Source organism: Bacteroides sp. 519 (assembly GCF_010500955.1).
GTDB lineage: Bacteria > Bacteroidota > Bacteroidia > Bacteroidales > Bacteroidaceae > Bacteroides.
This window is the reverse complement of record NZ_QVMJ01000011.1, coordinates 171932-193767: the sequence shown is the minus strand read 5'-3', so window position 1 is coordinate 193767 and position 21836 is coordinate 171932. Positions and strand designations below refer to the sequence as shown.

The following is a 21836-nucleotide window of genomic DNA, read 5'->3' as shown; positions in this document are numbered from 1 at the left end:
CAGATACAGAACACAATAAAGTATCCGGCAGGTTTACCTTGAAATCCAAAGAATGTCATTTGTGCTTCATCGGCATATACAAACAGGTTACCTGCACCTCCTGACTTCGTCAATGCGCCACCCTGATTATTTTCTTTGGTCTATCAGGTCGAACAACGGCTGTATTGCACGATGTCTGTCTGTTAGGAACAATGTCTTTGTATAGAATCTCCCATTTTCCGGCATTTTTACTCTAATCGTTGTAACAGTCTTAGCTATATCCAATACTTTATCAACACTCAAAGGGATCTTTTTTTCCTTTATGAGTCGTTCTAACTCCTTATATACTTTATAAGCAACGAAACATATACAGACATGGGCTTCAATTCTGCGTTCTGTAAAATGAAACATTGGACGCATCTCTAATGTCCCTTTCGAAATCCGGAAGGCTCTTTCAACAACCCATAATCCATTATATTCGGCTATGACTTTATCTGCTTCCATGTCTGTGTTTGTGATATATCCCTTTAAACCATCCCATTGGCAGTCTTGGGCAATCTTCTCTTCACTAATGATTACTTCTACATCCTTGCTGATCTCAAGAAACTTGTTGTAGCCCCGTTTGTTTACTTGTTGCTTGGTTAGCTTTCCGCTTTTATAAGCCTTACGTAAACGGGCAATACCTCGTTCTCTGTTATATGCATCTTTTTTGGCTCTTGTGGCAGAATAGCTAAGAATTAAGCGTTCTCCGTAGTTGCGCTTGTATTCATGACAGCAGTTGTTTTCCCAATGTGTCTGTTCCAATATCCATTTCTTAACTTGTGCACTCTCACTTTTAATACGTGCTCCAATAATATATTTATAACCAGCCTGACGAAGTAAATTTACATTTGTATTGTTCATTAATCCGGAATCAGCTACTATGATAAACTCCTTACCTAATGAGAAACGTTGTTTAAAATCATCTATCATCGGTATCATTGTGTATCCTTCATACTGGCTTCCGTTAAACAATGAATAAGATAGAGGGTATCCGCCTTCACTTACTAGAATCCCCAGAACAGCTTGCGATTCAGCAGTCTTTCCATCTTTCGAAAAACCAGGTTCGCGCAAGTCGTCTGTTTTTGCAGTCTCAAAGTACAGGGTAGTGACATCGTAAAACATTAAACCGATTTTACCACCAAGTATTTTGCGAGTGTGGTCTACACTAATTTGCTGCACTAATTCTTGTTGGGTGTTGTACAGCTTATCCATGTAACGATAGATATTGTTCAGGTCAATATCTTCATCATAGTACGACTTCAAGTATTCTGTGGTAGCAAGTTTGCTGGCTGGCTGAGAAACTCTTGCTATAATCAGATGACGTAATATGTCATCTGGAATCTGGCTAAATCCAATATCATCATAGATACGATCAAGAAGTAACTGAGTACCATTAATAAGAACAGCATCCATGTTATTAATTACACGCTCAGTTTCTTCTAACTCTCGATCTTTATTGTTGTCAAAGTCAAGTTCTTGTTGGCCGCCATGAGCATGAATCCATTTTTGAGCTTCAATACATAATGATTGAGCTTCATCTTCTGTATTGACAGCACCTAAACACTTTATTTCTTTATATCTGCCAGAGGATTTACTGACAACAACCACGCTTATTGTACCTGAACGGTTTTTCTTCTTTCGCACATACATGTCGCAAATATAGATGTTTTTTCGTTTGCGCCACCCTGCGCCACCCTTTCTATTAAGGTAACTGGCTGATTATCAATAAGTGCCATGTGGTGGCACAAAAAAGTGATGAAGTCAGGAAAGGATTGGATTGAGAAAATTGTCATTTCTGTTCATAGCAACGGTTTTACGATTCGTTCCACAAAGATAATATAATATAAAAACCCACATTCACCTTTATGCAGTATTTCCCTGCAAATGAGTGAATGTGGGTTTAAAGAGATCCTATCTTACTTCTTAATCAATAGTAATCGGAGAATATTTAGGCACTAACGATTTCATTACCACCCAACCAATAAGATAAGCTACAGCACAGATACAGAACACAATAAAGTATCCGGCAGGTTTACCTTGAAATCCAAAGAATGTCATTTGTGCTTCATCGGCATATACAAACAGGTTACCTGCACCTTTTTGCAGTAGCATTGAACCAATACCACCAGCCATACCACCAATACCGGTAATAGAAGCAATAGCCGATTTCGGGAACATATCACCTACTGTTGAGAATATATTTGCCGACCAAGCTTGGTGTGCAGAACAACCAATAGCAATCAGGATTACCGGAATCCAAGCAGCATGCTTGCCCCAATCTGCAAAATAAATACCCAAAGGTTGTGCAAACAGTACAAGGAGTGGGAAGAAGGCAAAGATCAACATTGCTTTCATACGGGCTGCATAAGGATCGCTACCACTGCGTTTAATAAATATAGTAGGCAATTTACCTCCATAAATAGATAAGATGGTTACAATAGCATAAAGTGTGAATATTAATGCCATACCTAAACCTTCTGAAGTTTTGATTTCGAATTGTGTATTCAAATAAGAAGGTATCCAGAACAGGAAGAACCACCAAACACCATCGGTCATAAATTTACCAAAAGCAAACGCCCAAGTTTGTTTGTATGAGAAACATTGCCAGAAAGGCATTTTTTTCTCTTCAGTTTCCTCAACAGTAGTTTCTTGTGATGCTTCGTCTTTATCTTGTTCAATATATTCTATTTCGGCAGCATTTACATGTTTGCTCTTTCTTGGTGAATCGTACATAAATACCCAGAAAGCCATCCAGATAAAACCAAGGGCACCAATAACAATAAATGCCATTTCCCATCCCCAGTGTTTAGCTAGTATAGGTATAGTTAATGGAGCGGCAAGTGCACCAATCGAAGCACCCGAATTAAAAATAGATGTAGCAAATGCTCTGTCCTTTTTAGGGAAATACTCGGCTGTAACTTTAATGGCTGCCGGGAAGTTTCCAGCTTCTCCCAATGCAAGCACACAACGTGCAGCAATAAAACAATACATACTAACGGTTGAGATTACTACAGCAACATCGCCTGTAGCCTTAGCTAATTCGGCAGCGCTTCCCAAACCTACCCAAGCTTCGGTTACAACACCACAAAGTGCGTGCAAACAAGCACCAACCGACCATACACCAATAGCCCAAAGGAAACCTTTTTTGCTACCCATCCAGTCTATAAAGCGACCGGCAAATAACATACATATTGCATATACAATAGAAAAAACGGCAGTAATGTTTCCGTAATGTTCTTCATTCCAGTGAAATTCCGGTTTGATAAATTCGTCCCAGGTAAGTGATAAAACCTGTCTGTCCAGGTAGTTGATTGTGGTTGCGAAAAAGAGCATCGCACAGATTGTCCATCTGTAATTTGTCATTTTCTCTGTAGTCTTCTTTACTGCATTCATGCTGATAGATTTAATATTACTTAATTAATTTGGGTCAAAAATACATAATCTAACGGAATCTCAAAGGGAAATATTGTTTTTTTTGATGTACCAAATGTAATTTTTGTGGTTATTTCCAATAAAACAACAAGAAAATGCATTTATTACACTGTTATCGCACACAATAACCCTCAATTGACACTTTAATAATGAACGCAGTATTTGTGTAAAATGAAATAGTATGTATTTTTTGATTGTTGAGATTAGTTTCCAACTTTCGAAGCCATCCGATAAGGATCTTGCCGACAATCCCATATGCCGGTTATATATATAGTAGTGTTTTGAATTCGATAAATTATCTTATAATTAGGATGAGCTACAAATGAATAATACTTAAAAGGCAATCCTTCTAAATAATGCTCAATATGTCCAATGTGTGGAAAAGAAGATAAACGGGTTACAGCATTTGTTATTTTAGCAACTAGTTTTTCTACTACTTGCGTGCTTGCTACTTCAAGATAATAGTCAATTATAGTTTGCAACTGAAATTCAGCTTCATTAGTCCAAACTATTTCCATCCTTGGATTTTTTCTTTTATACGCATCATAACATCTTCATTCGAAGATACACGACCTGTAGCAATGTCTTCTTCAGCTCTTTGCAAAGACTCTATTCTTTCTTCTTTAGTATAAGGAAGTCCTGAGATTTTCACCACTTCATCAGCAACATGTATTGTTTTACGTACAGATGCTTTCATATTGCGTATCATACTCATTAATGTACGACCAGCTTCAGTATTTTCATCAAAAGTGATTGTTTTCATAACTGTTTTTTATTTTACTACAAAAATAATATTATTTTGTTTGGGTTAGAGTTAAATTGTTTTTTATTTTACTTCCTCCCGAAAATCTCCACAGAATATGTATTTTTGTAGTTTAATAGTCTATATATAAGATTTAATGAAACAAAACAAGCGGGTATTAGTGGGTATGAGTGGAGGAATAGACAGTTCGGCCACTTGTTTAATGTTACAAGAAAAAGGATACGAAGTAATCGGACTCACCATGCAGGTATGGGGTGAAGCCCCTGATGACGCCAAAGCACTTGCCGATAGAATTGGTATTAAACATTACATTATTGATGAACGTACCCCCTTTAAAGAAACTATTATAAAAAACTTCATTGACGAATATCGCAGCGGACGAACTCCCAACCCGTGTGTGATGTGTAACCCCCTTTTTAAATTTCGCATTCTGGCCGAATGGGCAGATAAACTGGATTGTGCCTGGATAGCAACCGGTCACTACTCGAGGCTGGAAGAGCGTGATGGTTATATCTATATTGTTGCCGGTGAGGATGAAAAAAAAGATCAATCTTATTTTCTTTGGAGGTTAAGCCAGGATGTTTTACGGCGCTGTATGTTTCCGCTTGCAACATATACCAAACCACAGGTGCGCGAGTATCTTCGCGAAAAAGGTTTTGAAGCCAAAGCCAGTGAAGGCGAAAGCATGGAAGTATGCTTCATTAAAGGAGACTACCGGAATTTCTTAAAAGAGCAATATCCGGAAATAGATAACGAAATAGGAGAAGGCTGGTTTGTAAACCAGGAAGGTGTAAAACTGGGCTACCACAAAGGATACCCCTATTATACCATTGGGCAACGCAAAGGGTTGGAAATTGCTTTGGGTAAACCGGCTTATGTGTTAAAAATTAACCCACAGAAAAACACAGTAATGTTGGGTGATGCCGACCAGCTGATAGCAGAATATATGCTTATTGAACAGCCCAACATTATTAATGAACAAGAGTTCTTTGCATGTAACACACTCAATGTTCGTATTCGCTACAGAAGCAAACCTATTCCATGTAGCGCATACCCATTAGAAGATGGCCGGATGCTGGTACATTTCAAAGAAGAGGCCTCTGCCATAACTCCCGGACAGTCGGCTGTGTTTTACGATGGGAGACGAGTGTTGGGAGGGGCATTTATAGCTTCCCAAAGAGGTATCGGCCTAATAATTAATGAGATGACAGATAAAATTAAAACTAATAATACATCTTTATGAAAAAATTACTTCTGGCCCTTCTGGCCTTTTCTGCAATGACGGTTAATGCTCAACAGGATACTTTAAAGTATCGCATAAGTTTGAAAGACAAAGCTGCAACCACATATTCATTAAAACGTCCACAGGATTTTCTTTCCGAGAAAGCTATTCAGCGACGGGCTAAACAACAACTAGCAATTGACTCAACCGACTTACCAGTATGTGCATCTTATGTTGATGCCATTCGTAAGCAAGGCGTAAAGATAGTTGTTACAGGTAAGTGGGAGAACTTTGTTACCGTATCTTGTAACGACTCAACCAAAATAGATGCCATAGCCCTATTGCCTTTTGTGCGCGAAGTGGAAAAAGTATGGATATCGCCCGATCTTTCAAAACCCCAAATGTCTACCAAGCGCGACTCTATAGAAAACAAAACTGTTGAACTGGAAAACTGGTACGGTGCTGCCTACCGACAGATTGAGGTGAGCAATGGCAACAAGCTACACGAAGCCGGATTTAAAGGCGAAGGAATGACGATTGCTGTTACCGATGCCGGATTTCATAATGTAGACCGGATGGCAGCCATGGATAACATACGGATTCTGGGCACTAAAGACTTTGTGAATCCGGCAGCCGACATTTATGCCGAAAGCAGTCACGGACTTGGTGTACTTTCTTGTATGGGAATGAACAAACCGCATATTATGGTAGGTACTGCTCCCGAAGCATCGTACTGGCTTCTTCGTACCGAAGATGAATACTCCGAGCACCTTGTTGAACAGGATTATTGGGCAGCCGCAGTTGAATTTGCCGATAGTGTAGGAGTAGATGTAATAAACACCTCACTGGGTTATTATGCTTTCGATGATAAAACAAAAGATTATAAATATAGAAACCTCAACGGACAGCATGCTTTAATGTCGCGCCAGGCATCGCGCATTGCCGATAAGGGTATGATTTTAGTTTGTAGCGCCGGTAATGCAGGAATGGGTTCGTGGAAAAAGATTACTCCTCCGGGCGATGCCGATAATGTAATAACAGTGGGGGCAGTAGGTAAGAATCTTCAATTAGCTCCATTCTCTTCTATCGGAAACACCACTGATAACAGAGTGAAGCCCGATGTGGTAGCTGTAGGAGTGTACTCCGATATCATCGGAACCAATGGCCAACCTTCTATGGCAAATGGTACTTCATTTTCTTCGCCAATTATGTGCGGAATGGTTACTTGTTTATGGCAAGCATTGCCTAATCTTACAGCCAAACAAATTATAGAACTAGTTCGCAACTCGGCCGACCGGACAGAGTTTCCGGATAACATCTACGGATATGGCATTCCAGATATGTGGAAAGCGTATGAAAGCAATCAGTTTTGAGTAATCAGTTTTGAGTTTAATCAATATCTCACAGAAAATCATTATTTTTGCGAGTCATTTATGAAAAATGCATATACATGGTACTAAGTAAGACAATCGATTTAGACTCGTTATACAGTATAATATTCCAAAAAGAGACTCTTGTCATTGACAAAGAGTCTCTCGACGAAGTTTCCGCATGCTACAATTTCCTTAAAACATTCTCAAGTGATAAAATAATATATGGAATCAATACTGGTTTCGGGCCGATGGCACAGTACCGTATTGACGACAAATCACTTACCGAACTACAATACAACATTATCCGTAGTCACGCTACAGGAGCGGGTAAGCCCTTGGACGAAATCTATGTGCGTGCTGCAATGGTGGCTCGTATCTATACCTTTCTGCAAGCAAAATCAGGGGTGCATCCCGAACTGGTTAACCTGCTGATTGAATTTGTTAACCGTGAAATTTATCCGGTAATACCCGAACATGGTAGTGTAGGCGCAAGTGGCGACCTGGTACAATTGGCACACATAGCATTGACACTGATAGGCGAAGGTGAAGTTTTCTATAAAGGAGAAAGACGCAACACTGCCGAAGTGATGAAGGAAAACAACCTTAAACCCTTCTCCATGCACATACGCGAAGGACTTTCCATTACCAACGGAACCTCGGTAATGACGGGGATAGGTATTGTAAACCTGATACATGCCCGCTCATTGCTATGGAAATCGGTTGCTGCATCAACAATGATGAACGAAATAGCCTCATCGTATGATGACTTCATGGCCGAAGCACTCAACACAGCCAAACATCATGATGGACAGCAAGTTATAGCCAGCATGATGCGCGATTGGATTGAAGGAAGCCAATGCGTAAAACAGCGCGAAATAGAATTATATAACGGTAACAACGAGAAGATTTTCAAATACAGAGTACAGCCCTATTACTCACTGCGGTGTGTTCCTCAGATATTGGGGCCCATATACGATGAACTGGAAAATGCAGAGAAAGTTCTTATCAACGAAATAAACTCGGCCTGCGATAATCCGATTATCGACCCCGAAACCCAAAACATATATCACGGGGGTAACTTCCATGGCGATTACGTATCCTTTGAAATGGATAAGCTGAAAATAGCAATCACCAAACTTACCATGTTGTGCGAACGGCAGATTAATTATCTGTTCCACGATCGTATTAACGAGGTATTACCACCTTTTGTAAATCTGGGCGTGTTGGGATTGAACTACGGATTGCAAGCAGCACAGTTTACTGCTACCTCTACAACTGCCGAGTGCCAAACCTTGTCGAATCCGATGTATGTGCATAGCATCCCCAACAACAACGACAATCAGGATATTGTGAGTATGGGAACCAACTCGGCTTTGTTAACCAAAAGAGTGATCGACAATTCGTTTCAGGTAATGGCTATACAATATATGGGGCTGGTACAGGCTATTGATTACCTGCAATGCCAGGATAAACTGAGCCCTCAAAGCCAACAGGTTTATAATGAAATACGCCAATTCTTTCCGGCATTTAAGGAAGACACTGTTTTGTATCCCAAAGTTGAACTGATGATTAATTATTTGCGACGATGAGAAGGGTGGTAATTACAGGTATGGGGATATACTCTTGTATTGGAACCAACCTGGATGAAGTAACAAAATCCTTATATAATGGTAAATCGGGTATTGGAATTGACCCTGCCCGGAAAGAAATGGGATACATGTCGGCACTTACAGGCATATTGCCCCGCCCGGATTTAAAGAAACTGCTCGACAGAAAGAAACGCCTCTATCTGGCCGAACAAGGCGAATATGCTTACATGGCTACCTTAGAGGCTTTCAATAATGCGGGTATCGACGAGAAGTTCCTCGAAGAAAATGAAGTAGGTATCCTGTATGGCAATGACAGTTCGGCCGAACCTACAATCACTGCAGTAGACATTATCCGTGAGAAGAAAAAGACTGTTCTGGTAGGTTCTGGTTCGGTGTTCCAGTCAATGGACTCAACTGTTACCATGAATCTTTCGGTGATATTCAAACTTAAAGGAATCAATTTTACCATAGCTGGTGCATGTGCCAGCGGTTCGCACGCCATTGGTATGGCCTATGTGCTGATAAAAGCCGGATTGCAAGACTGTATTCTTTGCGGTGGCGCACAGGAGGTCAACCTGTATTCAGTTGGTAGTTTCGATGGCTTAGGAGCATTCTCTAAAAGAGAAAATGAGCCGGAAAAAGCATCACGCCCTTTCGATAAAAACCGCGACGGACTGGTACCCAGCGGCGGAGCAGCCAGTTTGGTTGTAGAAAGCTATGAGTCGGCTATAAAGAGGGGAGCACCTATTCTGGCCGAAATAATCGGTTACGGATTCTCATCCAATGGCGATCATATCTCAGTGCCCAATGTCGACGGGCCAAAACGTTCCTTATTGATGGCAATAAAAGAGGCTGGTATCCGTCCGGAAGAGGTTGGATACATCAATGCACATGCTACTTCAACCCCTATAGGCGATATGAATGAAGCAAAAGCCATTGCAGAGGTATTCAGCAAACATCATCCTTATGTAACTTCTACCAAGTCGATGACCGGGCACGAAATGTGGATGGCCGGTGCCAGCGAAGTTGTATATTCTACCTTGATGATGCAGAATAACTTTATTGCTCCTAATCTAAATCTGGAAGAAGCCGATGAAGCTTCGGCCGAACTGAATATCCCGGTAACAAGGGTTGATACTTCCTTTGATACCTTTTTGTCGAACTCGTTTGGCTTTGGCGGAACCAATTCGACCTTGATTATCCGTAAAATGAAATAATGATAATTTATATAAAAATAGAGCACAATAATGACAAACGAGGAAATAATTGAGAAGATAAGAACTACACTGGCAGAAGAGTTTGAAGTAGATATCGATCTGATTCAACCGGATGCACCCTTAATGCAAACACTGGAACTGGATAGCTTGGACTTGGTTGATATGGTAGTGCTGGTTGAACGTAATTTTGGCTTTGATGTTACCGGACCGGATTTTGCTAACATTAAAACCTTCGGCGATTTTTATAACCTTGTGATTGAAAGAACCAAATAATGAACTGGAAAGGGAAAACCCGGGGTGGTACATTCGGATATCTTTTTTTTATCGGTATGATAAAATATCTGGGTATTACCGCCGCTTATGGTTTTCTTTGCTTGGTTATTGTTTACTTTATTCCCTTTGCCCCTAAAGCTACCCGTAGCACCTGGCAATATTCCCGACAGATTTTAGGATTAAACCGGTTGCGTTCCATTGGAATGCTGTTTCGTAACTATTACCGGTTAGGACAGATATTGATCGACAGGTTTGCCATCACCAGCGGAATGTCGGGTAAGTACCAATTTGAATTCAGCAACTACAAAGAGTTTCTGGACATACTGGATAGTGAGCAGGGAGTAATAATGATAGGTGCCCATGTGGGCAACTGGGAGGTTGGCGCTCCTTTCTTCGACAAATACGGAAAGAAGATAAACATTGTACTTTATGATGCCGAGCACAAAAAGATAAAACAAGTGCTCGAAAAAAACGGTATTGAAAAAGACTATAAGTTTATTCCCGTCAACCAGGACGATCTGGCACATGTATTTAAAATAACCGAAGCCCTTGACAGAAAAGAGTATGTATGCTTTCAGGGCGATCGTTATGTGGGAGCAGAAAGAGTGATGCAAACTACTTTCATGGGGAGAGAAGCTAGATTCCCATCGGGCCCGTTTCTACTGGCTGCACGGATGAAGGTTCCTGTGGTATTTTACTTTGCCATGCGCGAGAAAGGACGTAAGTATCATTTTCATTTTGTTGTTTCGCAAAAAATAGAAAGAACTAAAGATAAGAAACCGGAACAGATGTTATTGGAACAGTATGTCCGGGCATTGGAGCAGATAGTAAAACAATATCCGGAACAGTGGTTTAATTATTATTCGTTTTGGAATACATTTGAACCGCAGAGTTACGCAGATTAACGCAGAGTTTTAATTAAAAGTTATAAATAACATAGAAACTCTGCGTTAATCTGCGTAACTCTGCGGTTCAAAAAAATAAAAAGAACATGGAATCACTTAAACAAAAATACGCTAAAGAACAACACACCGCCTTGCAGGCACAACGCCTGGCACAGGAAATCGCCTTTGGCCCTATCGTATTTCAGGTATCACGGCTAATGGTTAAGTTCGGCATTCTGAATCTGCTTGCCGATAACCGCGATGGTCTTACACAAGAAGAAATACGTGAAAAAACCGGACTAAGCAATTACGCCGTTCAGGTATTGCTCGAGTCCTCGCTTACTATTGGAACCATATTCATAAAAGAAGACCGTTTTATGCTGGCTAAAGCCGGATGGTTTTTAATTAACGACCCAATGGCCAAAGTAAACATGGACTTTAACCACGATGTAAATTACCTGGGACTCTTCAATCTGGAAGAAGCACTACTCAACGGCAAACCCGAAGGATTGAAAGTGTTTGGCAACTGGCCCACCATATACGAAGGACTTTCCAGTCTGCCGGAACAAGTGCAGAAAAGTTGGTTTGGCTTCGATCATTTCTATTCCGACTGTTCATTCAATCAGGCACTCGAAATTGTGTTTTCCAATCGCCCCCATACCTTGCTCGATGTAGGAGGCAATACCGGAAGATGGGCCATGAAGTGTGTAGAGTACAATCAGCAAGTTGAAGTAACCATCATGGATTTGCCTCAACAACTGCAATTAATGAAAGAACAGGTAAAAGATAAACCCGGAAGCGAACGCATACACGGACACGGTGCCAATCTGTTAGATGAATCTGTACCTTTCCCTAAAGGCTTTGAAGCTATCTGGATGAGTCAGTTCCTCGATTGTTTCTCCGAAGAAGAGGTAACAAGCATCCTTGCCCGCGCCGCACAATCAATGGAAGAAGGAAGCAAACTTTATATTATGGAAACCTTCTGGGACAGGCAGAAGTTTGAAACAGCAGCCTACTGTCTCACACAAATAAGTATCTACTTTACAGCGCTGGCCAACGGAAACAGTAAAATGTACCACTCTAACGATATGCGGAAGTGTGTAGAAAAAGCCGGATTGGAGATAGAAAACATATACGATGGACTGGGCCTTGGCCACAGCATCATGCAATGCATAATAAAACAATGAACGAAAATACGATGATTACCGGCGAAGGTATACTGAAATTGTTGCCGCAACGCGACCCGATTGTTATGATTGATAAATTCTACGGAATTAAAGACGGGAAGTCATACTCGGCCCTTACCATTCAACCAAACAATCTGTTTTGCGATGAAGGTGTATTTCAGGAAACAGGTATTATTGAGCACATAGCACAATCGGCAGCTGCCCGTGTGGGTTATGTGTATACCGTAAAAGGCGAAAAGGTACCTCTAGGCTTTATTGGGTCTGTAGATAAATTGAAGATACACAACCTTCCTCTTGCCGGCGAAGAACTTTACACAGAGATAAATATTATACAGGAAGTATTTGAAATAACACTTATTTCGGCCCAAGTAACATGTGGCGATAAACCCATAGCCGAGTGCCGGATGAAAATATTCCTGAAACCAGAAGCATGAAAAGAAAAAAAGAACAAAGACCGGCTGCACTGGTAGACAGAACAACGATAAAAGTACGTTTCAGCGAAGTAGATGCCATGCACATTGTATGGCACGGCGAATATATCCGGTATTTTGAAGATGGACGCGAGTCGTTCGGTCGTCATTTTGGGCTGGAGTATATGGATGTTTACAACAAAGGTTACGTAATACCCATTGTTGACTTAACCTGCCAGTACAAACAACCACTTACAGTTGGCGAAGAGGCTATTGTTGAAACCCGCTATATCAACACCAATGCCGCCAAAATTATGTTCGATTATATCATCCGCAAAGCCTCCGATGAATCTATTGTTGCTACCGGAAGCACCATTCAGGTATTTCTTAACAGAGAAAACAACGAACTGGAATTACTGAATCCGGCCTTTTACACAGCATGGAGAAAGAAATGGGAAATAGAATAAACGTATATATCAAAGCCGATAATATTATCAGTTCGTTGGGTTTTACAACCGACGAAAACCTGGAAGCCATCCGCAATTACTGTAGCGGCATCAAGCTTCATGCAGTGAATGATGTTTCCGACTTCCCTATATGGGCGGCTTTGGTTGATTCATCTCGCCTGAATGAGCAAGCCGAACAGTCTAATCTGCAAAGCTATACCCGTGCCGAACAGTTGGCCATTCTATCTATCAGTGATGTGGTAAAGCAATCGGGCATCAAGCTTAACGACCCCGCATGCGGGTTGATATTCGCCTCTACCAAAGGTAACATTGAATTATTAAGGCACAACAGCAATTATTGCGAGGCCGATGTTTCGCTCTGGAAAATGGGCGAAAGAATAGCCGGCTATTTTGGAAGCAACGATTACCATATCCTATCGAATGCCTGTATCTCGGGTGTTTCTGCTTTAATTGTAGCCAAAAGATGGATTGAAAGCGGTCGTTATAAACAGGTTGTGGTAACGGGAGTCGATGTACTTTCGCACTTCATAACCAGCGGATTTGCCTCGTTCAAATCGGTAAGTAAACAAATTTGCCGTCCTTACGATGCCGAACGCGACGGATTAAATCTGGGAGAGGGCTGTGGCACCATCCTGTTATCGGCCAATGCCTCTGCCAACGATATTCTACTTACCGGCGGAGCAATCAGTAACGATGCCAATCATCTATCAGGGCCATCCCGTACGGGCGATGGATTACATCTGGCAATCAGTCAGGCCATGAACGACGCAGGAGTTACTGCCGATTCCATAGGTATGGTTAATGCACATGGAACCGCAACTGTGTATAACGATGAAATGGAAGCCAAAGCCATGCATCTGGCCAGCTTACATGTACCAGTCAATAGTTTGAAATCTTATTTCGGGCACACATTAGGGGCTTCGGGTGTTATTGAAACCATCATCACAGCACGCGGAATGAAGGAAGAAACCATCTTTGGCACATATAACTTCAATCAGCCGGGTGTTTCAGTGCCCTTGCAGGTATCATCAACCCATACAAAATCTGTTGTTAATGCCTGTGTTAAAACGGCTTCGGGCTTTGGAGGATGCAATGCTGCAATTGTTTTGTCGCTCACCCCGGCAAAGACCGATTTTGGGCAGAAGGAAGCTATTGCAGTACAAACAATAGCATCTGTACGCATAGAAAACAATATTCTTTGGAAGAACAACGAAATACTTCTGCAAAGCGAAGATAATCTCGCTGGTTTTATGCGGCAGGCATACAAGGCAACTGGTGGTAATAACCTAAAGTTCTACCAGTTAAGCGAATTTTGCAAAATGGGTACTGTGGCTTCACTGTATTTATTGAAAGATATAGCGTTTCAACCGGAAGAAATGGGCATTGTAATGGCTAATGCAAATGCATCGTTATGTACCGATGCCGTTCATCAACATATTATTGATGATAAAGGCGACCTCAATGCCAGCCCCGCGGTATTTGTATTTACATTACCCAATGTTGTAACAGGACAGATGTGCATAAGCAACAAAATAAAAGGTGAGAATACTTTTTTTATAAATAAAACCTGTAACTTCGAAGAGCTAAAGGCGTATGCTGCCTTGGTAATGAACCGCACCAACCTGAAATATTGTATCATCGGCTGGTGCGATGCAACGGAAGATAATTACGAAACAGAACTAATATTAGTTGAGAGTTGAGAGTTGAGAATTGAGAGTTACCATGCGGCATGTAACTCTCAACTCTCAATTCTCAACTCTCAACTCTCAACTCAAAACTATGGAACAATTAATATTGAAATTAAAAGAACAACTGATTGAAGAGTTAAACCTGGAAGAAATAACCCCAGCCGATATCGACGCCGATGCACCCTTATTTGGTGACGAAGGTCTTGGCCTTGACTCGATTGATGCTCTGGAAATTATTTTAATCCTCGAAAGACACTACGGCATCAAGATAGAAAACCCAAACAAAGGGAAAGAAATCTTTTACTCTATCCGTACATTGGCCAATCATATTACTGCTAACGGTAAAGCATGAAAATATACGTCACAGGCATAGGCTGTATATCGGGGATTGGGCTCAATGTGACGGAAAACATCACCTCACTCCGTGAAGGTAAACATGGTATGGGTAAAGTAACTCTTTTTCCCACCGCTCTGGATGTACCCGTATCGGAAGTAAAGCTTGCCAACGAAAAATCTCTTTCGCGTACTGCACTGTTAGGAATACATGCAGCAACCGAGGCCCTTAAGGATTGCGGTATTACCAAACTATCTTCAAGGGTTGGACTGATCTCTTCTACCTCGGTGGGAGGAATGGATTTAAGTGAAAACTTCTATATCCCCTTCCGCAACAATCCGAACGAAGGCCGGCTGCGAGATGTAATTTCGCACGATTGCGGCGACAGTACCGAACAAATTGCCCGGCATCTGGGACTAACAGGTTTCAGAACTACGGTCAGCACCGCCTGTTCATCGGCTGCTAATGCCATTATGCTGGGGGCGCGACTTATTAAGGCCGGCTATCTTGATACTGTTATTGCCGGAGGAACCGACTCTTTGTGCAGGTTTACATTGAACGGTTTCAACTCATTGATGATACTGGACAAAGAACACTGCCGCCCATTCGACCACTCGCGTGCAGGCCTTAACCTGGGCGAAGGTGCCGGTTATGTGGTGCTGCAAGCAGAACATAGCCTCAATCGTGATCCGTATTGTGAGCTAACCGGGTATGCTAATGTTAATGAAGCCTACCATCAAACAGGGAGCTCGCCCGATGGCGATGGCCCTTATAGCTCAATGCTTCGGGCTATTCAATGTAGCGGCATTGATGCACACCAAATAAACTACATCAACGTTCACGGTACAGGCACACCCAGCAACGACCGTTCCGAGGGGGTAGCACTTAAGCGATTGTTTGGCGAAAACGTTCCGCCGTTCAGCTCCGTTAAATCTTTCATTGGGCACACATTGGGCGCTTCCGAAGGTATCGAAGCTGTTTATTCCGTGTTATCCGTTTATAACGGCTATATGTATCCCAACCTCAATTTCGCAACTCCGGCCGAAGAAACAATGCTTGTTCCTGTAACACAATTCAGTGAGGGGAATAAAATTAAGCATGTTCTATCTAACTCGTTTGGGTTTGGAGGGAGTAACTCCAGTTTATTGTTCTCAAAAGCATCGTTATGATTTCACCTGTTTACATACAGAAAATGAGTTCCATCTGTTCGGCAACAGAAGAACCGGATTACAAAGAACTTATTCCTAACCCTACTTTGCGCAGGCGCATGAGCCGTGTAGTTAAAATGGGAGTTGCCAGCGGACTGGAATGCTTAGCAGGATATCCTACCGAAGATGTTGAGGCTATTATTACAGCTACAGGCCTTGGTTGTTTGGCCGATACAGAGAAGTTCATGAACAATCTGCTCGACAATAACGAACAACTTCTTAATCCCACTGCATTTATACAATCTACTTTCAATACTGTGGGGGCACAAATTGCTTTGATGTGCAAAAACCATTCGTACAATGTTACGTATGCCCACCGCAACTTTAGTTTCGAATCGGCACTGCTCGATGGAATCCTGCGCATATCCGAAGGAAACAAACGTGTATTGGTAGGTGCTTTCGACGAAATAACTCCCACAGGCTATGCCATTCAAAATCGCCTGGGATTATATCGTACATACAATGCCGGCGAAGGCAGTCAGTTCTTTCTATTAAGCGGGCAAGCCGATGCAGATACAATTGCTACGGTTTACGCTCCGTATATGTTTACTGGCGATGAACAAGCAACAAAGCAACATCTTACTTCATATCTGGAAACTTTTAACTTAACAGAAACCGATATCTGTTTCATTGCTACAGCAAATAAAGGTACCCCATTACTGCCTCATGTCAAGCAATGTATGTATAAAGAGTTATGTGGCGAATATCATACTGCATCTGCCTTTGCCTTGTGGCATACAGCAAAAACATTGTCGGCCCAATGCGGAGGCAAAAGGTATGCTTTGGTTTATAATCAATGGAATAAGAATCATTCGTTTATCCTACTTTCTTTTAATTAAAATACTACCAGATCTCTTTTGAAAATGCAGTAGCATTTGTTTGAGTACACCCGGGTGTTCATACCGTATACACCCGGGTGTTCATAGTCTGTAGACCCGGGTGTTCAAGATGTGAAGACCCGGGTGTACGCAGGGTTAACACCCAGGTGTACGTAAAGGGAATCTATTGGGTTGGGGGATGGATGGAATTGGGTTGGGGGATGGATGGAATAAGGATAAAGAAGATATTCTTATTCCATTTAAATATATATTTAACACTTGTTTTACAACGAATTTGTTGTAAAATGGTTATATTTACAGCAAATTATTCCGTAATTAGATTAAATAACACTGTGATACCCGATTTTTTAGAGAGTGGATATCTTCCGGAAGGTATCCACGATGCTACAATAAGCGAAGTTGTTGAGCGTTTTGAATTCAGCAATAAAAGAAAAAAACTAATAAGTGGATTACAAGAACTAATTGGTTTTTGTTTAAGCCTGAAAATAAATATTATATATCTGGATGGTAGTTTCATTTCGGGACATAAATTAAATCCAAATGATTATGATGCATGTTATGATACCAATCATCCTGAAAGAGAAAGAATTCTATCAGAAGCAGAACCTTCACTTCTGGAATCAGACTCTGAAACACAGAAGCATTATTTTGAAGGAGAAGTACATTATGCCCATACAAAAATGACGCATAAGGAAGGGATGCCCACTATATTAGAATGGTTTCAGAACTGTAAAGAAACTGAGGGTAAAACAAAAAAAGGTATAATCAGATTATTTTTAGCAAATTATGATAACAAATAACGAACAATATAAAAGAGCAAAAAAGGAAATTACTTTATTAAAAGAACTCATTTCGGATATTGAGGTTATTAAGGCTGACAAAAATATCCCTACTGAGCTAAAATTACAATTAAAGAGTTCGAAAAGACATCTTCAAAAGTTGGAATCACAAGTAAGTGATTACAAAAAGCTCACCTCGGATGCATTAAGAACACTGGAATTTGATTCTAACAAAGACAACATGAATAACTCTATTATGAGTTTCCGGATAGCATCAAAACAAACACAAACTAAAATAGCAGAATTGCTCTATCTGCATCCTCAACAAATACAACGGTATGAGCAGGATAATTATCTTACAGCAAGCTTTGAGCGTATTTTGCAATTGCTCGAAGCATTGGATGTTCAGATAATCTTAAGAAAAGAATTTCACACATCCTATAATTTCATCACACCAAATTCTGATGAAATCAAAAACTATAAGCAAATTGTTCATTCGGCAAAACAACTTTTAGCCATAAACGATCTTTCATGAAAACAATAGCATTTTATTCTTATAAAGGGGGAGTAGGTAGAACTCTCGCCTTATCAAACATAGCTACACGCCTTACAGAATTTGGTAAGTCGGTATGTATGCTCGATTTTGATTTGGAGGCTCCCGGGCTTCATTCTAAATTCGATGCATGTAAAATAAATAAAGGGATAGTAGACTATATATACGAATTTTCGGTAAACCAAAATCTGTTGCCTACTATATCTACCGAATTCTATTGCAAGCTACCATCAAAATCGTTTGTATCTCGTAAAAAGCCAAACTTTACTTTTATTCCGGCTGGAAACATAGATACAGGCGAATATTGGAAAAAACTATCTGCCATCAACTGGTATCAAATGTTTTACGAAGAAGATTCTCAAGGCATTGACTTCTTTATTGATTTGAAAGAAAAAATAAGAAGAGATATAAAACCCGATTATTTATTGATTGATACCCGCACAGGGATTACCGAGATTTCCAGTATTACATTATCTATTTTGGCCGACCAGATTATTCTTCTTGCAGCAAACAACGAAGAGAATAAAAAAGGCTGCCAAAGAATACTACAAAGTATTCAAAGCCAACAAGAAACGCTAAAACAAAAAAAAGACATTATTTTAGCGCTTACCCGTTTGCCTTACCCCAAAACGGTTGAAGAAAGAACTAAAGAGAAGATAACAACAAAAAATCTTTTATTGAGATGTAATACACATACCAATCTGATAAATCCAGAAGATTTAATAATTATACACTCGGACAGAGACTTGGAGTGGAATGAAAAAATTAAAATAAACGATGATTATGAAAAAGAGGAATTGCTAAACGAAGAGAAAAGCAAAAGCTACATTCAGGAAGAATACCTCAACTTATTTAATAGAATTACATTGAACGACTTCTCGGTAGAAGAAAAGGCTCTTTTTGAAAAGGTTAGAAAGGCGGAAAGCTACTTCAAGAAGTCTCTAAAATTTTCCGACAAATCGGAAGATGCTATAGTCTTTCTAAAGAAAGCAATTGAATATAATCCTAAAGATGCCAGGTTTTATGACAGATTGGGCATAATATACTTTAATAGAGAGAAATATGAAATAGCATTAAGTAATATTAATCAAGCAATTAAACTTGACGAAAGAGACATTGATTTAAAGATAAAGAGAGCTATAATTTATTACGAATTAAAAGATTATACAAATGTAGTAAATGATATTAAAGACCTTAGCTGTTTAAATCCGTCTTTTTACGACTTATACATAAACGCTATATTTGAGGACGATTTATCATATACAAAGAAAAAAGAAAATGCGATTAATGAGTATGTTGATTTGTTTCCAAACTCGCATGAAGCATTTAACTTAAGAGCTAATTTCAACAGAATCAGAGGGAACTATGAAGAAGCATTAAATGACATTTATAAAGCGCTGGAATTTAGTCCTAATAATCCTTTTTTATATGCAACACTTGCCGAGATTAGATATTCTCAAAAAGACATAAACGAGTTCTATCTTAATTTTGAAAAAGCATTAAGATTGGAGTTAAATAAAAACTTTCTGTCGCATGATAAAGAAGCCAAAGCCATATACCATCAACTATACACCGATAGCCGTTTCCGCGAACTTTTGGAAATATATGGGAGAGAAGATATTCTTAAAGAATTAGAGTCTTAACTATCTTTGGCTATGTGTATGAGGCAACTCTTTTATCTGACATTCCTATTGATAGTATCCTCATGTCAGTTTGCAAAGAAAGATACAACCCATTCGTTAGCCCGAGCGTATTTGCAATCGGGCACAATGTATTTGCAATCGGGCGATTACAACCCTAAAGGCGTAAACAATTTACTGATGGGAATTGAAGTTTGCGATAAGAACGATTACGACCTGTTAGGTGAATTACATTATGCGCTAGGCACATTTAGCAGCTTTCATCTGGAAAAAGAAAAGTCCTTAGCATATTACAACGAGGCCATCGGCTATTTTAAAAAGGCTGGAAATACAGAGCGTGCAGGTACAGTTTTATTAGAAGGAAAAGCACTGGCTTGCTTAATGCTGAACGATTTAGAAGAAACAGAGCATTGCTTTCGCGAAGTCACCAATCTGCCTTATGATTCAACCCTGATAGGAAGCGCACTAGAAGAAACTGCAATATTTCTCGGCTTAAAAGCAGAATACGATTCAACAATGTACTATTTGCGGAAAAGTGCAAATTATCCAGTACCACAAAAAAACAGCTACAAACAATCGTATAGCATTGTAGATTGTTACTATTTCCTACCTCCCGAAGTACAGTTGTTGTTAATGAACTTTCCACAAGAAATGCACCAATACCTCAGTAGCACAGATATTTACGAGAGCGATTACAATTTATTGGGGAAACTGTATTCGGCATTCGGAACATTAAGTATTCATCAACAAAACATTGAAAACTCTTTAATGTATTATCGCCAGGCAGCCTATTACTACAGTCGAACAGCCAATACAAATGGTATTGCCAGGGTAAATAGTAAAATGGGATCTGTTTATATGGCCAAAGGAGATTACCAGAACTCGGAACAGAGTTACCGGAAGATTATCGGTACATTGTGCGATTCTATTTTTATTGGTGATGCGTTAGAGAATATCAGCTTCATATTCTGGTTACAGGAAAAGAACGATTCGGTATTGCATTATTTACATGCAAGTTTAGAGTATCCTGTTTTGGCTCACGACAGACGGTTGCTTAAGATAGCCGATGTATACCATGAAATGGAGGAATACGATTTGGCAAAGGTGTATTATAACAGAATGATCGAAGAATTCGGCAATGATATTTATACTGTTGTTGAATGTTTGCAAAAGCTGAAAGATATTGAATTAGAAGCAGGAAACAATGAAGTTGCTTTGCAGTATATGGAACGGCATAACCTTTTACTCGATTCGATAAATACAATGAGTAAACAAAGTGATATTGATGATGTAAGAAGGCTGTATTATCTGGGACAAGAACATCAGAAAGTGAAGATGCAACGTTTGTTCATTGTAGTATCGGCAGTATTGATTCTTGTGTTTCTGTGTTTTCTTGTTCATTGGTTTATGCAAAAAAACAAGCAACAAAAGTTACATGCCGAGAAGTATAAAAAGACGTTAGAGGTTACCAAGGAAGAGAATAAACAACAAAAACAGGAATTGATAGAAAAGCAGTATCAACAACTGGAAGAGTTGAAAGAGCAACTGGCACAAACCCGGTTGAATTATCAGGATAAGTGGAAAGCAGCCAATTTCCAGCAGCGCGAAGAGCTTACAAAACGTATCTACAATGAAGTGCTTTTGTTTGAATCGGAGGATCGGTTTATAAGTAAAATGAATAAAACCCTGAATAATATCCCGGCTAAACTGAAAGCACAGTATCCGGAGATTAGCTTCAATGATATTTTATGGTGCTGCCTGTTTTTGCTTGATATACAAACAAATGATATTTGCCTTATAATGAATTATAAAGTAACCAGCTTGTATAAGTATAAACAACGGTTGTATAAGAAACTAGGGTTTAATAGTGCAAAAGAGCTGGAGGAGTTTTTGAAGAAGGAGTATGAGGTATTAGGATAGAAAATTTACGATTCGACGATTTACGATTTACAATTGA

At 40.0% G+C, this 21836-nt stretch carries 21 protein-coding genes; 17 read left to right on the top strand and 4 right to left on the bottom strand.

Features of this window, described 5'->3' with window-relative positions; translation table 11 throughout:
• Positions 1-126 precede the first annotated feature (126 nt).
• From D0T85_RS11650 to D0T85_RS11635, 4 genes are all read right to left on the bottom strand, one after another.
• The gene (locus tag D0T85_RS11650) at positions 127-1671 is read right to left on the bottom strand and encodes an IS1634 family transposase (protein WP_163213474.1); all 1545 of its coding nucleotides are present in this window, start codon (positions 1669-1671) and stop codon (positions 127-129) included.
• A gap of 273 nt (positions 1672-1944) precedes the next feature.
• Entirely contained in the window at positions 1945-3414 is a 1470-nt protein-coding gene (locus D0T85_RS11645) for an MFS transporter (RefSeq protein WP_163213472.1), read from the bottom strand.
• Between the two features lie 242 nt (positions 3415-3656).
• The gene (locus D0T85_RS11640) at positions 3657-3971 is read right to left on the bottom strand and encodes a type II toxin-antitoxin system RelE/ParE family toxin (RefSeq protein WP_163213470.1); all 315 of its coding nucleotides are present in this window, start codon (positions 3969-3971) and stop codon (positions 3657-3659) included.
• Complete coding sequence (locus D0T85_RS11635; RefSeq protein WP_163213468.1) at positions 3962-4216, bottom strand: hypothetical protein; 255 nt, start codon at positions 4214-4216, stop codon at positions 3962-3964. Before D0T85_RS11635 ends, D0T85_RS11640 begins: the two co-directional genes overlap by 10 nt.
• Positions 4217-4352: 136 nt before the next feature.
• Between D0T85_RS11635 and mnmA the strand changes: the two genes are divergently transcribed.
• The 17 genes from mnmA (at position 4353) to D0T85_RS11550 (ending at position 21799) form a co-directional block, all read left to right on the top strand.
• Positions 4353-5459, top strand: coding sequence for a tRNA 2-thiouridine(34) synthase MnmA (gene mnmA, locus D0T85_RS11630; protein ID WP_163213466.1), 1107 nt, complete (start codon positions 4353-4355; stop codon positions 5457-5459).
• A complete protein-coding gene (locus D0T85_RS11625) occupies positions 5456-6811 on the top strand; it encodes a S8 family serine peptidase (protein WP_163213464.1) in 1356 nt (451 codons plus the stop codon). The genes mnmA and D0T85_RS11625 overlap by 4 nt, the downstream gene beginning before the upstream one ends.
• A gap of 77 nt (positions 6812-6888) precedes the next feature.
• Positions 6889-8400 carry a histidine ammonia-lyase gene (hutH, locus tag D0T85_RS11620; RefSeq protein ID WP_163213458.1) on the top strand — a complete coding sequence of 504 codons (1512 nt, stop codon included), beginning with the start codon at positions 6889-6891 and terminating at the stop codon, positions 8398-8400.
• Positions 8397-9617 carry a beta-ketoacyl synthase gene (locus D0T85_RS11615; protein WP_163213456.1) on the top strand — a complete coding sequence of 407 codons (1221 nt, stop codon included), beginning with the start codon at positions 8397-8399 and terminating at the stop codon, positions 9615-9617. Before hutH ends, D0T85_RS11615 begins: the two co-directional genes overlap by 4 nt.
• Positions 9618-9647: 30 nt before the next feature.
• Positions 9648-9890 (top strand): acyl carrier protein, encoded by a 243-nt coding sequence (locus D0T85_RS11610; RefSeq protein ID WP_163213454.1) that lies wholly within the window; start codon positions 9648-9650, stop codon positions 9888-9890.
• On the top strand, positions 9887-10795 hold the full coding sequence (locus D0T85_RS11605; protein ID WP_370459955.1) for an acyltransferase: 909 nt from the start codon (positions 9887-9889) through the stop codon (positions 10793-10795). Before D0T85_RS11610 ends, D0T85_RS11605 begins: the two co-directional genes overlap by 4 nt.
• A gap of 86 nt (positions 10796-10881) precedes the next feature.
• Positions 10882-11961: a methyltransferase gene (locus D0T85_RS11600; RefSeq protein WP_163213450.1), complete on the top strand. Its 1080-nt coding sequence runs from the start codon at positions 10882-10884 to the stop codon at positions 11959-11961.
• Complete coding sequence (locus tag D0T85_RS11595) at positions 11958-12395, top strand: hydroxymyristoyl-ACP dehydratase (RefSeq protein WP_163213448.1); 438 nt, start codon at positions 11958-11960, stop codon at positions 12393-12395. Before D0T85_RS11600 ends, D0T85_RS11595 begins: the two co-directional genes overlap by 4 nt.
• Positions 12392-12838 carry a thioesterase family protein gene (locus D0T85_RS11590; protein ID WP_163213446.1) on the top strand — a complete coding sequence of 149 codons (447 nt, stop codon included), beginning with the start codon at positions 12392-12394 and terminating at the stop codon, positions 12836-12838. The genes D0T85_RS11595 and D0T85_RS11590 overlap by 4 nt, the downstream gene beginning before the upstream one ends.
• Positions 12823-14538 carry a beta-ketoacyl synthase gene (locus D0T85_RS11585; protein WP_163213444.1) on the top strand — a complete coding sequence of 572 codons (1716 nt, stop codon included), beginning with the start codon at positions 12823-12825 and terminating at the stop codon, positions 14536-14538. Before D0T85_RS11590 ends, D0T85_RS11585 begins: the two co-directional genes overlap by 16 nt.
• Before the next feature lie 22 nt (positions 14539-14560).
• Entirely contained in the window at positions 14561-14878 is a 318-nt protein-coding gene (locus D0T85_RS11580; RefSeq protein WP_255495698.1) for a phosphopantetheine-binding protein, read from the top strand.
• Positions 14875-16029, top strand: a complete 1155-nt coding sequence (locus D0T85_RS11575) for a beta-ketoacyl-[acyl-carrier-protein] synthase family protein (RefSeq protein WP_163213440.1) — start codon at positions 14875-14877, stop codon at positions 16027-16029. The genes D0T85_RS11580 and D0T85_RS11575 overlap by 4 nt, the downstream gene beginning before the upstream one ends.
• Entirely contained in the window at positions 16029-16907 is an 879-nt protein-coding gene (locus D0T85_RS11570; protein WP_163213514.1) for a beta-ketoacyl synthase chain length factor, read from the top strand. Before D0T85_RS11575 ends, D0T85_RS11570 begins: the two co-directional genes overlap by 1 nt.
• Positions 16908-17053: 146 nt before the next feature.
• Positions 17054-17707: a hypothetical protein gene (locus D0T85_RS11565; RefSeq protein ID WP_239060702.1), complete on the top strand. Its 654-nt coding sequence runs from the start codon at positions 17054-17056 to the stop codon at positions 17705-17707.
• On the top strand, positions 17694-18221 hold the full coding sequence (locus D0T85_RS11560) for a helix-turn-helix transcriptional regulator (protein WP_163213438.1): 528 nt from the start codon (positions 17694-17696) through the stop codon (positions 18219-18221). The genes D0T85_RS11565 and D0T85_RS11560 overlap by 14 nt, the downstream gene beginning before the upstream one ends.
• Entirely contained in the window at positions 18218-19882 is a 1665-nt protein-coding gene (locus D0T85_RS11555; RefSeq protein WP_163213436.1) for a KGGVGR-motif variant AAA ATPase, read from the top strand. Before D0T85_RS11560 ends, D0T85_RS11555 begins: the two co-directional genes overlap by 4 nt.
• A gap of 18 nt (positions 19883-19900) precedes the next feature.
• The gene (locus D0T85_RS11550; RefSeq protein WP_163213434.1) at positions 19901-21799 is read left to right on the top strand and encodes a tol-pal system YbgF family protein; all 1899 of its coding nucleotides are present in this window, start codon (positions 19901-19903) and stop codon (positions 21797-21799) included.
• Positions 21800-21836 lie beyond the last annotated feature (37 nt).